The 13,540-nt window shown below is 42.3% G+C and carries 15 protein-coding genes and 1 pseudogene; 2 read left to right on the top strand and 14 right to left on the bottom strand.

The features are described 5' to 3' along the window. Positions 1-202: 202 nt before the first annotated feature. From MHH52_RS10910 to MHH52_RS10875, 8 genes are all read right to left on the bottom strand, one after another. Entirely contained in the window at positions 203-502 is a 300-nt protein-coding gene (locus tag MHH52_RS10910; protein ID WP_340008547.1) for a hypothetical protein, read from the bottom strand. Positions 503-526: 24 nt separating this feature from the next. Continuing rightward, positions 527-886, bottom strand: a complete 360-nt coding sequence (locus tag MHH52_RS10905; RefSeq protein ID WP_340008545.1) for a DJ-1/PfpI family protein — start codon at positions 884-886, stop codon at positions 527-529. 51 nt (positions 887-937) lie between these two features. Next, positions 938-1,684 carry a type I methionyl aminopeptidase gene (map, locus tag MHH52_RS10900; protein WP_313640364.1) on the bottom strand — a complete coding sequence of 249 codons (747 nt, stop codon included), beginning with the start codon at positions 1,682-1,684 and terminating at the stop codon, positions 938-940. 32 nt (positions 1,685-1,716) lie between these two features. Further along, on the bottom strand, positions 1,717-2,709 hold the full coding sequence (locus tag MHH52_RS10895) for a hypothetical protein (RefSeq protein WP_340008543.1): 993 nt from the start codon (positions 2,707-2,709) through the stop codon (positions 1,717-1,719). Between the two features lie 199 nt (positions 2,710-2,908). Beyond that, positions 2,909-3,541: an SGNH/GDSL hydrolase family protein gene (locus MHH52_RS10890; RefSeq protein WP_313640362.1), complete on the bottom strand. Its 633-nt coding sequence runs from the start codon at positions 3,539-3,541 to the stop codon at positions 2,909-2,911. Positions 3,542-3,697: 156 nt separating this feature from the next. Next, positions 3,698-4,876 carry an NAD(P)/FAD-dependent oxidoreductase gene (locus tag MHH52_RS10885; RefSeq protein WP_340008541.1) on the bottom strand — a complete coding sequence of 393 codons (1,179 nt, stop codon included), beginning with the start codon at positions 4,874-4,876 and terminating at the stop codon, positions 3,698-3,700. A 39-nt stretch (positions 4,877-4,915) separates the two neighbouring features. Beyond that, on the bottom strand, positions 4,916-5,359 hold the full coding sequence (locus MHH52_RS10880; RefSeq protein ID WP_313640360.1) for a DUF1641 domain-containing protein: 444 nt from the start codon (positions 5,357-5,359) through the stop codon (positions 4,916-4,918). A 207-nt stretch (positions 5,360-5,566) separates the two neighbouring features. Beyond that, the gene (locus MHH52_RS10875; protein ID WP_340008539.1) at positions 5,567-6,445 is read right to left on the bottom strand and encodes a DUF2785 domain-containing protein; all 879 of its coding nucleotides are present in this window, start codon (positions 6,443-6,445) and stop codon (positions 5,567-5,569) included. A gap of 228 nt (positions 6,446-6,673) precedes the next feature. On the opposite strand from MHH52_RS10875, the gene MHH52_RS10870 reads away from it, so the two are divergent. Next, positions 6,674-7,291 (top strand): nitroreductase family protein, encoded by a 618-nt coding sequence (locus MHH52_RS10870; protein ID WP_313640358.1) that lies wholly within the window; start codon positions 6,674-6,676, stop codon positions 7,289-7,291. Positions 7,292-7,397: 106 nt separating this feature from the next. Here the strand turns inward: MHH52_RS10870 and MHH52_RS10865 are convergent, their stop codons facing one another. The 6 genes from MHH52_RS10865 to MHH52_RS10840 form a co-directional block, all read right to left on the bottom strand. Next, positions 7,398-8,018, bottom strand: a complete 621-nt coding sequence (locus MHH52_RS10865) for a hypothetical protein (protein WP_313640357.1) — start codon at positions 8,016-8,018, stop codon at positions 7,398-7,400. A gap of 230 nt (positions 8,019-8,248) precedes the next feature. Further along, a complete protein-coding gene (gene dnaN, locus MHH52_RS10860; RefSeq protein WP_340008537.1) occupies positions 8,249-9,391 on the bottom strand; it encodes a DNA polymerase III subunit beta in 1,143 nt (380 codons plus the stop codon). After that, positions 9,392-9,703, bottom strand: a complete 312-nt coding sequence (locus MHH52_RS10855) for a hypothetical protein (protein ID WP_340008535.1) — start codon at positions 9,701-9,703, stop codon at positions 9,392-9,394. It abuts the gene before it with no gap. Positions 9,704-10,176: 473 nt separating this feature from the next. Then, the gene (locus MHH52_RS10850; RefSeq protein ID WP_340008533.1) at positions 10,177-10,662 is read right to left on the bottom strand and encodes a DUF3888 domain-containing protein; all 486 of its coding nucleotides are present in this window, start codon (positions 10,660-10,662) and stop codon (positions 10,177-10,179) included. 60 nt (positions 10,663-10,722) lie between these two features. Beyond that, on the bottom strand, positions 10,723-11,685 hold the full coding sequence (locus MHH52_RS10845) for a phosphotransferase (RefSeq protein WP_340008531.1): 963 nt from the start codon (positions 11,683-11,685) through the stop codon (positions 10,723-10,725). Then, positions 11,682-12,128: an effector binding domain-containing protein gene (locus tag MHH52_RS10840; protein WP_340008529.1), complete on the bottom strand. Its 447-nt coding sequence runs from the start codon at positions 12,126-12,128 to the stop codon at positions 11,682-11,684. The genes MHH52_RS10845 and MHH52_RS10840 overlap by 4 nt, the downstream gene beginning before the upstream one ends. A gap of 173 nt (positions 12,129-12,301) precedes the next feature. Between MHH52_RS10840 and MHH52_RS10835 the strand changes: the two are divergent. Further along, positions 12,302-13,514 (top strand): annotated as a pseudogene (locus MHH52_RS10835) (MFS transporter). Positions 13,515-13,540 lie beyond the last annotated feature (26 nt).

Genomic DNA, 13,540 nt, shown 5'->3' with positions numbered 1-13,540 from the left:
AACATGTGTTTTTCGAATTCGTGATCTACCTTCACCTGCATTAAAATGTAATAGGTTGTAACTATCTAATTAAGCTTATGTAGCGTACCGTTCTTATGCTCCTTGAGCAGCTTTGAGAAAATCTCCCTGGAGTAATCAATCCTACGCTCAGGAAATTCACCTGTAAGCACAATCTTCAGCATCTGAAGCAGACGTTTACCTGTTAGTTCAGTAGGCCCAAGAATGCCTCCGCAACCCTTGGCGACCAATCTGTGCCAGAAGGAGGAGATTTAACACTTCCCACATTTTCTATCGCCATGCGTTCTTTTAGAGTCGCTTTTTTAAATATCAAGCTCTCCTTGTTACCATTTTCGTAGGTAACCTCTAAACGACGTACCTCTGCACCCGACCAGCCACGTTCCGCTTCTGTCATAAACCCTTGTTCTAAATGACAAACCTTTCCGCGCTGAAGTACTTCGGCTAAACCTTGAGCAATTATGATCATATAATGTTCCAAATTCATCTGTGCTTCCTCCGGTGTTTAACTTCAGATTTGAACGATTCCCTGCATCTCGTATGGATAATCAATCTGTTTTTTCACCGAATTCATCGCTGCTTCTCCAACCAAGTGTGAAGTCAGATATAACCCCAGATCTATGGAAGTAGAAACTCCACCACCTGTAATTACATTACCATCATGCACAATACGAGTCTCCACAACTTCTTCACAATAGGGTCTTAGTAATTCATAGGCAGATGGATGGGTAGTGGCTTTTTTTCCTTCTAACAACCCCGCAGCCCCTAGCAGCAGCGAGCCTGTGCAGACCGACACCTTATAAGGAACATTGTGGGCACCTGCAATCCACGAGACAAAAGCCTCATCATAACGAAGTTTCCGCGTCCCCACGTAATCCCGTCAAAAAGTATAAAGGCGACTTTCAAATTCGCACTCTCCTCTTTATGGCTTGGTTAGGATAATAGGCTCACCTTTAGTCACGATAATCGTATGTTCAAACTGTGCTACCCGGCCGTTGTCTACAACGCTTAGTGTCCATCCATCTGACTGCTGCTCCACGTAGTCAGCTCCAGTAGAGAGGAAGGGTTCAACCGTAATCACCTGTCCCTCTTTTAACACTGTAGTCACTCTAGGATTATAGAAAGGTAAGATTTCAAACGGCTTCTCATGCAGTGATTTACCAATCCCGTGGCTGCACAGATTACGAACCACTCTATAGCCGCGTTTTCGAGCTTCAAGCTCCATCATTCTACCAATCTCATTGACCTTCATCCCTGCTCTCAGATGATTGATCACGCTCATCATAGTTTCCTCTGTACTCTGGCACAGACGCAGAATATCATCATTATAGGGCGGTAATTGAAAAGAAACTCCGGCGTCTCCATAATAACCATTTAGCTCAGCAGATACATCAATATTGATCAAATCACCGGCATTAATCACTCTAGGACCAGGAATCCCATGAGCAACCTCTTCATTCACACTGATGCAGGTGCTGCCTGGAAAATTATACGTTTTCATAGGGGCTGAGGATGCTCCGAATTCCGCTAGAATTTCAGCTCCAATCCTATCAAGCTCCGCTGTTGTCATGCCTGGAGTCACTTTCTTCTTCATCTCGGCGATGGTATGTCCTACCACTTTCCCAATTGCTTTTAGCCCTTCTAAATCTTGTACGGTATCACTCGTCATCTATCACACATTCCTCTCACTTCTTGTATGAATCACTTGTCGATCTGCTGAAATACACTCCCGTCCCACTGAAAAATATCTTCCAGCTGTTTACCCGCTTTGTTATCGTAATAACTTTTCTTGAAGCTATGATCATCGACTTTATCAAGCTTTATCGAATACCCCTCAGGAGTGCTGATAAACAAATCAGAGCCGGGTTTGATCCCTAGTTCTTCTATAACGTTATTTTTTCTAAGCGTAAATAGCTTGTAGAAATAACCGTTACTTGATCCGTACTGACCAATCGTAAAATCCGGATCACCGTCTCCATTATAATCTTCAAACTGAATCTGAAAAAAATCGTTAAATATCAATGGGGCCGCAAAACGATCACTTAACGGAAAGCTTCTCAGAGTGTTTCCTTGCTCATCGGTCACAAAGAGCCCAAATCGACCACTCCAATTTCTTCCCACCAACGGACCTGGTGTTGCCCAATCCTCACTGTATGTTCCATCTAAAAGCTGCAGATTCAAGAATTGTGCTCTAGTAGTTACCGGATACAGATCATTATGTGATATCGTTACTGGACCTGTAGCCGTAACAGAAGGTTCCACAGGCTCCGTCTGTTCGATGTCGCCCTTATCTGCTGTTCCAAAAATGAGTTTCCTTAATTGGTCCGAATTCTTCACCGGAATCGAGTAGCCTTGACCACTATTCTCTGCTGTAGTAAATACTCCTTTATAGCCAAGTTCATCACCTATTGCAATGTAATAATCCTCCGAGTAGCCATCACCATAAACAAGCTTCATATCGAATTCAGGAGCCCAATCTAGCTCACCTGATAATTTTCCACTCTTGTTCATAGCCTCCGCAAGCGCCTTAATCAGAGCGGAGTCCTTCAGTATTAGGGTCTCAGAATGTTCTGGTTGGTCAACTCGGTTCTGATTACTAGTTGTTACAGGGGTTAAAGACACTCCGGCGATCCACCTTGCATTGATGAATCCCACATCATTCTTACACCCGCTTAACAGAGTAACTAACAACAAGGGTACAACACATAGTATTCGCCTGATGTGAACCGCCTCCAATAAAAGAAACATAATCCAATTATAACAGTGTCCTTAAATATAGAGAAATCGACTTTCCGAACTGTAATAAAAAAAGACTACAACCTGCTCCTATAATGAGTGGTTCTAGTCTTATAGAATCAAATAAATATGTAGAGATACGATCAGACCATTAAGCTTATATCGTTGCGCCTACCGTTCTCAGCCAAGCATCTGCAATAAGCGCATGGCCTGCAGGTGAAGGATGTACTCCATCCGGAGCCCAGTAAGCAGGTTCAGCTTTTACTGAAGCCGCAGCAAACAGGCCATCTAGTGGAACAAGCAGTGCACCATATTCACGTGCCAGTTCACGAGTGATGTGAATTTTAGGATCAAGATCTTGGCGCCAAGTTTTACGATCTTCTGGTACAGGCAACACGAACGGCTCAATAAGGACTAATTTGGCGTTCAGTGATTTCTGCGTCCGTTCGATCAGGTCACGATAGGCAGCTTCAAATTGTTCTGGCGTTGTTTCCTGACCAGAATCAAAGCGGCGCCAAGTGTCGTTAATACCAATATAAATGGACACACAAGTCGGCTTCAGATCCAGGCAATCCTTATCCCAGCGTCCCTGCAAATCTACTGCACGGTTGCCGCTAATTCCGCGGTTAAAGAACGTAAGATTCTTCTCCGGGTATAAATGCCCCAGTCGGGCGGCGATCATCAATGCATAACCTTCACCAAGCGATGAAACGTCTTCATAATTGCGACCGCAATCTGTTATACTATCGCCTTGAAACAAAATGACATCGTTTTTTTGGAATAACATCATGTAATCCTCCTCTAACTACCTCTGTTAATATTAGCCAATCTATTATATCAAAAACGAATACTACGTACTAGGACAACTATTGACAATTAATGGTAGAAACCACTAGAGATCAACAAAAAACCTGCTCAAATCAGAGCAGGTTTTCCAATAATACAATTAATAAGCTAAGCTAAACAATCCTTTAATGTGGGACAAGTAACGAATATTACTTGCTTCTTTCATCAAGGTTGCAGGTAATCCTTTTAGCGGAGTTGAGCTAGCACCAACGATGGCTACACCATCTTTACGACCTAAGCTCGCAAGCGTACCTGAGTTGATAGGACTAAAGGATTCAAATGATTTATCCTTCAAGTACGCATAAAGATTGTACCCGATCAATTCACCCATTTGCCAAGCGATCTGTGCAGTTGGTGGATATGGACGACCATCTTCTGCAAAGACAACGGCGCTGTCGCCAGCAACGAATACGTCTTTGTGTGATGTGGATTGCAAGAATTCATTCACCGTTGCACGGCCACGATTCACTTCAAGACCGGATTCGCCAATAAGTGGATTTCCTTGTACGCCACCCGTCCATACGAATGTGTTAGCAATAATTTTTTGACCGTCTTTCAAATCAATTACATTATCTACTACATTCGTAACAGGTAGACCCGTCAAGAATTGAACACCGCGTTTTTCTAGGCTTACCACTGCGCGTTCGATCAGTGCATCCGGCAATACTGGAAGTATCTTAGGACCTGCTTCAACCAGCATAAGTTTAATTTCTTTAGGATCCACGCCGTATTTCTTAGTGAGTGTTGGCAACACATCAGCGATTTCACCAACAAGTTCAACGCCTGTTAAGCCACCGCCGCCGATTAGGATGCTCGCATCCGCTGCATTTTTAGACTTCGCATATTCACGGATACGCTCATCAATATGACGATGAATTCTGTTAGCATCCGCTGCCGATTTCAATACCATGCTGTATTGCTCAAGCCCTGGAATGCCAAAATAAGCCGTAGTGCTTCCAAGACCCACAACCAAAGCATCGTAGGATAATGTCACACCATCAGATAAAGTAATTTGTTTGTTCTCAACAGAAAAAGAATTAACTTTCGCGATTTTCAGGTCGATATCTTTACCTGCAAAAAGCTTAGTTAGTGGCATAGCAACAGCACCTTCTGCAACACTACCCGCTGCAAGACGATGCAATTCTGTAATAATTTGATGTGTAGGATATTGATTAACGACTGTAATTTTAGCTTCGTCTTTCTTCAGATACTTGCGTACAGTTAAGGCGCTTAGTAGACCGCCATAACCCGCTCCTAGAATGACAATATGTTTAGACATGATGTTTCCTCCGTCCTTACGAATGAGATATGAAAATTATTATTTCTGCTGACTGCGTTCGCCGGCGACTTGAAGATAAGCATTTACGAAACGGAAAAGCTTCTGCGCTTGCGGATCTTTCATCATCTTCATAAGACCAAATATACCGATAACATCGCTATTTTCATTCGCACGATCTTGCGCTTCGATCACTGTAGCTGCCATATTCTTCGCGGAATGCACCACAGGTTCAGCAAGTTCTTTAATTGCACTTACCGTATCACTTTTCAACACTTCATCCGCAGCGACTGTTTGTACAAAGTCATATGACTTTGTGAGCACGCCGACAAGCTCTGTTAATTTTGGCAACTGTTCCACTAAGACAGTTAACGATTCCTGAACTTCCGGTTTCAAAAGCTGCTCCAGAACATTCATTTGTTCTTTAGTGACAGCTAATTTGGGTGATTCTTGTTCAGGGTGTGTTTGAGTGATTGTTTCTGACATATCCAAATCTCCTCTGCAATAAGCTTTACTGCTTAATAGTAGTGAAAAACGTAATACTTATAATTCCATATTCCTATTATAGCACTTATCAAGTTATAAATGTCACAAAGTTTTTGAATTTCTCCAAAGTTTTGTGATTTTTATTACATTAAAAAACGATTATTCAAAATTTCGATATTATTTATACACGCTTAGGTGATTAAAAACTTATTGTGTAAATTTATTCAAATTCATCTCCGCTTTCAATAAAGACTCGACCATATCCGGATTGTTCTTCATTGGTAGCAATCTAAAATACAGAGAACGAACGAAATTCTTGGTGTTTACACGAGCTACGTACTGGCCGCGGCTTCTCGGCCACCCCCCACATTGCTCCAAGTTGCCGATCCAGTCGACAATAGATTGTTGTGGAAGTAAATGATGATCTACGATTGTAGCTACAATCGTAGCGATCCGTTCATCTTCTTCGTCGCTAAATATGTACTGATCGTTGTAGAGCATCCTTTGGATGACTGCCAGAACCTCTTCCCGTATTGCAGCATCACTCTCCGAGCACAGTACCAGTTCATCCAAGGCATCTGCGCCATGGGCTGCAGCGTGTGCCCAGCCTTCTTCATGCACAAATCCCCGTAAATCCTGTTCTTCCTCATAATATCTAATCAGAGCTTCCTTCACATTTGTAAACTCAGCGCTATCTAATAAAGCCTGTTCCCTATTCCGCTGAAGAATAAGCGCAATGACCAGTACCGAAAACGTTCTTGTGAACACAGCCTGATCTTCTTTGCTGTCAATGTGATAGAACAAATGCTGCTCGTCAAGGAGAATCAAGAGAAGTTCACGAAGCTCCGCATCACTAAACCATTGTTTTTCATTAATCCATTTGTAGAAGGTGGAATAGATCAAATCATCTCGTAGCACCGGCTGTGGATCTCCTATGTACTCAAGCATCAGCTTCACATAATCCCTTAGTTGCTCCCTACTTCTAAGCTCGTAATCGTTCTCTTCAATTCTTTGCAGGTCTATTATCAACTGCTCTCTAGTATCGTTCAACATTCCCACCCTTTCATTAATAAAAGCATTTTTCATTTTTCATATCCTAATATCCTAATTTACATCCTAATATTTTACAACAATGTATTTATTCTTCGCACACTTCAAAGTACTTAGAAGGCTAAAGCTACATGAAGTGAATTTAATCATTGACGAATATAATTAACTGTGATATTTTGAGTTAGTAACTAATAGTTAGTTTATTTATAAATATCACTTGTTTATAATTAACAAGCAAATACATAACATATGGAGGAATAACTCATGAGCGCTTTTACAGATTTGATTGAATCCCGCAGGTCTGCTATGAATTTTGTTGAAGGGGTGAAGATCCCTCAGATTGAACTAGAGGAAATGTTCTCTTACGCCAGATTGGCTCCATCAGCTTATAATCTTCAACATGCCAATTATAAAGTGGTTTCTGATGAGAATTTAAAAGAAGAGATTCGTAAGGCGGCTTACGGTCAATATAAAATACACTCCGCCTCAGCGGTAATTGTGGTACTCGGTGATAAGAATGCTTATCTGAAAGCTCCAGAAATCTTCGGAGGACTTAAAGCTTTAGGGGCTATGAGTCAAGAGGATTATGATGCAGAGATAGAAACGATTAACAATGCTTATACAGGAAATGATGCTTTCCAAAGAGATGAGGCTATACGCAATGCCTCCCTGTCTGCCATGCACTTCATGTTGATTGCCAAAGACAAAGGCTGGGATACCTGCCCGATGATCGGCTTTGATCCGAAAGCCATTCACTCCACTTTAAACCTACCCGATCATATGGTACCTGTTATGCTGATCACAATCGGCAAAGACAAGAAACATAAAATCAGACCACGTGGCTATCGTAAACCGGTCAATGAATTCGTTGAATTTATCTGAGTACCAAACGAAGATAACAGTAGATATGACAAAAGCGTTCCATCCGATGTTTGAATAGCGGATGGAACGCTTTTTATTGAGGATGTGGATCTGAAACCTTTTTCCACTACTTAGCATACTGAAGAATTGCAATCGCTGCTCGTTCCCGTCGTTCGGCGTTCTCACTAACAAGAGCTTCCTTCAAAATACCGAGCGCCATTGATAATGTCTCTTCATCCACATGCACTCGATTATTCGCCGCTTGCTCTGAATCAGACGAACCTGTGATCCACAGATCCACACGAGCACAAGGCATCGGCCCCTTATACTGTTTAACCGCTCCACTATCGCTAAGAAACTCTTTTACCCCTGCGTTCAGATCGGTCATGGGAAGACTCTTCAGCCAAGTTACACCACGTCGATGACATGTACCGATGTTTGGCGCGTCAAATAATTCGTTGTAAAAATAATCACCAAGATCACCTAGATGTACCCAATCTCCATCACACACCAGCACATAATCGCCATCCTGCATCGTATGTACGAACAGATGAATGTCTTGCAAATGTTCTGTAAGCTCCAGCTCACTGTATTGGTAAGTACGAAGCAACCGATCACGGAGCTCCTCTATACTGATGTTCTCCAAATCTCCTATTCCGGGGTAGCCGATACTCACATAATTATCCTCTAAAAATGCTGTAATCCGCTCGATCCCCAGTGGCTTTGATCCTATCTTAAACAGATTCATTATTCAATCCTCCAAGAATTAATGTAATATTTTTCAGCAAAGAGAACTCTTCTTAGCAAGCTCGATTAGGGGGCTTGAGAGTATGCAGTCCGATACTTCAACAAAATCAACTAAAATGCAGAAATAGCTGCAATACGGTCCGATACGATCGAATTCGAACAAAAGATAGTAAGTACCGAGCCATAGACAGCAAGTTCCGATCAACAGATACCACATTCATAAGCATATCCTCAATCCTGGGTCCTCATTGGTGTAATTAAAAAAAGTGTGGACGAAGTCGTGTCTGCAGGCTGTATCACCAGTGGTCTTTCTTTTCCAGCAAACCTTATTCTAAGCGTCTCACTATCTATCGCCCGAAGGATGTCTCTGAAATATTTTCCGTTAACAGCTACTCGAAAATATTCACCTTTTAGATACTCCAAAGGAATCTCCTCTTTTGCCTCACCCACGTCGGCGGTCCTGGATATTAAACTAAGTATACCGGAGGGAAGTACACTGAGCGTTACACTCTCACCAGCCAATATAGAAATACGTTCAACCACATGTAACAAACGCTCTGTCTTAACGATCACTTCGGAGAGGTACACCTGCGGAATTAAATTATCGATAGAGGGGTACGTTCCTTCTAGCAGGGCAGACTGAACCCTCAAGCCATAAGAAGTAAATCTGATTTGTTTCTGACCTATCTCTATTTGGGTGCTGCTGCCTTCATCATCGTTTAATATTTTTAAAAGATCCTCAAGGGTGCTGCCCGGTATAATGGCATTTAAAGGACTTGCTCCGTAATCTTCTACGTTTTCAACAACATGCTGGGCGAGGCGGATGCCATCAGTGGCGACTACGCGAATATTTTGATTATCTATATGAAGTGAAACACCTGTGAGCACAGGCCTAGTTTCCGACGAAGAGACCGCAAAAACCACGCGTTTAAATATTTGCTTCAAAAGTGTGTTCTTCATACGTATCTTTTGAAGGTAAGGAGGATCCATGTAATGGATTCTCGGAAATTCTGCAGTGTCCATCCCACATAAACGAAACTGAGTATTACCCGATTGGATACTTAGAATCAATGACTCTGCGATTTCCAGCTTAATTAATCCAGGGTCAAGCTTGCGAATGATCTCATAAAAATAACGTGCAGGCACTACGATCTCACCTGTTTTGTGAACAACTATCGAATCCATCTTCACAGAAAGCTTATATTCAATGATCATTCTTATATTGCTGGCTGTTAAAGTCAGACCCTCAGCTTGCGCCTGAATATGTATTCCGGAAAGAACACGGGAGGAACTATTCGCGGATATAGCTTTTAAGGTTGCTTGTAATGCGGTACCAAGGGAATCTTTTGATACATGGATTAGCAAAAACTTCACCTAACTCTCCTTAGATTCCTTTACAAAATACGCCTCAATGATGTTCCGAAATACTTGGGAGCGAGATGCATTCTGATCCTCACAAGCCTGCTCTATCTCCTGCCAGATGTTTTCTGGTAACGTCAAAGATACTTTTTTAGTTACCCCGGTGCTTTTTCTGCCTGCTCCTTCCCGAAGACCTCCCCTTGTAAAAAGAAACCCTAACTGCCCGTCTTTAGTAGATACGCCTACCTTGACTTTATCTTTGGCATCACTTTTGACTTCACTTATAATTTCACTCTTGTGTTCACCATTGTACTTATGATTGTCCAATTCCACGCGTCCTTTTATTTGAATTTAGTAACTTAAATCATTAAATCCACTATTTTCATAATACCATACACGCCCATATTCCACCACAATTCTAGCCACAAAAAAACACCCCTAGATCGGAGTGTTTAGTGAGCTGGGCATGAGTTCGACTTTGCACCGTAGCCCATGCCTTTTTTTTATTTTGCTAAAGCTCGTTTGTGATCGTAAGCGTTAATTGCACTTTATACATCTATTACCTTTACATCCTGATGCCCGAGCGATATAAGTGTATTCTCTGCAACTAAATTCAACGATATAAACAAATTAGTGTGAACCCCCCTCTTTTAACTGCACCAAATACAACTAAAAGCAACCAAGCACCCTATTCCCTTCAAATAAGTGTATAAACTGCAACTATCCAGCTTTTCCTTCCCCAATACCCAATATACAACTTTGCAGATACTCTTTCACCCACAATGGCTTAGCAGCACTCACTATCTCAAGATATCCTGATAATTTGGTGTAAGGTCAGACTTTCGTGGGTCTCTCAAATGCTTGAACGATTCTAACTTCACCTTAGGACCAGGAGTGATTCTAAAAGTCATAGTATCCTCTCCAACGGAAAGATGTGGACCCACTGTAGGGTGTATGTTAAGTGTAATTAAGAAATCAAACCGACGAAATCCATTCACTCGCTTCATATCTGTAACTTCTACTAAATAAGGATACACTGTCGGAGTTATCGTCAGAAGTGGCGCATAAATCTCAGCAATTTTTTTCTCAATATGGGGCAAAAGAAAGAGCATCAGTGTGTCTTTGTACATGAGCTCGCGGGAATCCTGATCTAGAAGCTTCGGTTCCGAATCAGATCTGGACGGAGCCTCGGATTGCGGTTGAACTAACCCATTAGCCGAGCAAGGTTGTTGCCCCAGCAAGAGCATAACTGCGACAAGAAGAGGAGCAATCCAGCTTTTTTTCATCAAAATAGCCTCCTTAGGGAACTTTTTATAAATTCCCCAAAGAGGCCCTATTTTTATACGTTAAATCTCAATTGTGTTAAAAAGAAAGAGATCTCCCTTAAGATAATTCCTTAGAATCGCTTGCGCATAAGGCTGTTCTGCTTTCAGTCCCTCGGTTTCTCTAGGGTCGGGTGCGTGATGGCAATAATTTTCGATCATAACCATGACCGTAAAATTCTCTAAAGTCTGCAACCACTCCCCATCTAGCTTGCTAACACTCTCGTAGCCCTTAATGACTAGTTCTCTTTGCAGAGGATTTATTCCCAAAATCGTATGTGCCACATCATAAAGATAATAGCCCCAACCACATCTTCCAAAATCAATCGGTCGAGGTTCACCCTCTTTAAATATGATGTTCCCTTGATGTAAATCACCATGGATGACCCCATAAGTCCTTCTGTTCTTATTTTTATGCTGCTTGCTTAACCAGTCGCATAATTTCTCAGCCGCAGTCTGATACAGCACGAACTCATCATCCGAAAGAAAACTATGGTAGTGCAGCTTTAAACGGAGCATTGCTTTTCTAAAGCTATGTTCATCCCACACGGGACGATTAAAGCCTGGAGGTAACTCAAGCTCCTGTGCCGCTTTATGTAGCTTGGCTAATAGAACGCCTTCTTTGTAAATTTGTTCTTCGGTAAGTCTTTCGTTCGCATGTTCGCCTTCAACCCAGCGCATTAACGATGCATATACGCCCTCTCCATTACCTTGCTCCACTTGGAACGTAACAGAACCTGTGCGATCATGAACGCCTTTTGGCAGGGGGACATCGATTTTCCTCTTCAAAAGCTCCAGCCACGCGATTTCGGAGTTAATTTCCTCTTTAGATCTCCCCGAGTGAAGACGCAGAAGGAAAGTTCCCTCTTTATTAGTCTCTATTACAAAAGTGCAGGTGTCCGATCGTTGGTTGAAACGAATCTGCATCCAATCGAGGTCAAAGTGCTGAAGCGCCATTAAAGCTGCTTGCTTATAATTATTTCTCATCGCAATGGAATGTACACATCAACCTCATCAGGCCACGTAGGATTAGCAAACTGATAGACTTCAATAGCCAGTGCACGATCATTACTTTGCAAATCGCTTTCCCTTACATAACTATGAAGATCATCATAGGGATCACCTTTGGATTTTACATGAACATACTGATGAGTCGGGATCGTAAAACCAAGCATACCTTCAGGAACATTCGTGAGCTCCTCCACTTCCATACAGATCATATAAGTAAATAAATTCTCCGTAGTAAAATGTGGGCTGAGATAACGTTCAGGGTGAATGATGTTGCTGATTTCATCTTTTCTACTATAAAATTCTCGCTTCATCGCCTCTACTCTTTCCGGTTGATGCCCTATAAAAGAAGAAGTAATACTCAAGCCTATCAACTTCATTTCCAGTAATTCAAGCACTCGGACTTGGCCTTCATCCATCATGAACCATCCATCCCTTCAATGTTTAATTAAATGAAAAATATCTGAAATAAATATTTCCCTTGAAAATAATTCAGAAAACTAAATAATATAAAGCAGTACTTACAAGTCGGATCTATCATCTTAATAAGGGTGGAGCTTCATTCCAGACAGAAGAAAGATTGAACATCTGCATCATGAACGCAATTCCAAACATTAACAAGGAACCAGCACGTGTGGAAAAAACACGCAAAGAACCTTTCCCTATCTCTATTCTTTCTCTTACGGTAGGCGCTTTTGCGATTGGAATGACTGAATTTGTCATCATGGGTATTTTACCAAATGTCGCCAAGGATTTACAGGTTAGTATTTCAACTGCAGGCCAGCTCATCACGATGTATGCCCTTGGGGTAGCCGTCGGTGCTCCTATCCTAACATCCTCACGCAACGAATCCCGCAAAAGAAACTGTTATGCCTGGTCATGGTTTTATTTATTCTTGGCAACGGAATCTCTGTCATTGCTCCAAACTATGCCGTTCTCATGGTAGCTCGTATTATTACAGCTTTAACACATGGGACTTTCTTTGGCGTTGGCGCAGTGATCGCTTCTAATCTGGTCAAACCCAATAGGCGGGCCGGAGCCGTATCCATAATGATGGCGGGTCTAACGATTGCTAATATCGTCGGTGTTCCTCTAGGGACATTTATTGGGCAAAATATGGGCTGGCGCGCCTCATTTGCTGCGATTGCAGTCATGGGAGTCGCTGCACTAATCGGCATTCTTATTTTCATTCCAAAGATTAACCAAGACAAACCAGCTAGTGTAATCCAGCAAATTTCTGCGCTAGCTAATCCTAAACTGCTTCTATTTTTACTGATCGGTGCGCTTGGTAACGCCAGCTTGTTTACGGTGTTCACTTATATTGCATCACTGCTTGAGCAGGTGACCGGATTTGCCGAGCATAGCGTGACATGGATTTTAGTTCTCTTCGGCTGTGGGGTAACCATCGGGAATATCGTTGGTGGGAAGCTTGCAGATTGGAAGCTGATGCCTTCTATCGTGGGACTTTATTTTGCAGTCAGTGTCATCCTTACGATCTTTTCCTTCACGATGCACAGTCCAGTTGCTGCGGTAATTACAATATTCTTCTGGGGTATGGTCTCCTTCGCGGTATGCCAGGTCTGCAAATACGGATTATGAGTCTGGCTCAGGCCGCTCCCGCACTTGCTTCTACAACCAGCCACTCCGCAGGTAATCTCGGAAACGCAACAGGTGCCTTCATCGGTGGATGGGTCATTTCTCATCTGGCGATTACTTCGCTGCCATGGGTCGGCGCGGTTCTGGTAAGACTCGGTCTGGTACTTGGAATTGCTTGTTATGTAGCAGAGCTTAAAGAGAGAGTGGCGTAATTTTTTATAGGGCTATATTTAAAAAC

It is taken from the genome of Paenibacillus sp. FSL K6-0276, assembly GCF_037977235.1.
In the GTDB taxonomy this organism is placed as follows: domain Bacteria; phylum Bacillota; class Bacilli; order Paenibacillales; family Paenibacillaceae; genus Paenibacillus_AQ.
The sequence above is the reverse complement of the archived record's forward strand: the minus strand, read 5'-3'. Positions and strand labels throughout refer to the sequence as shown.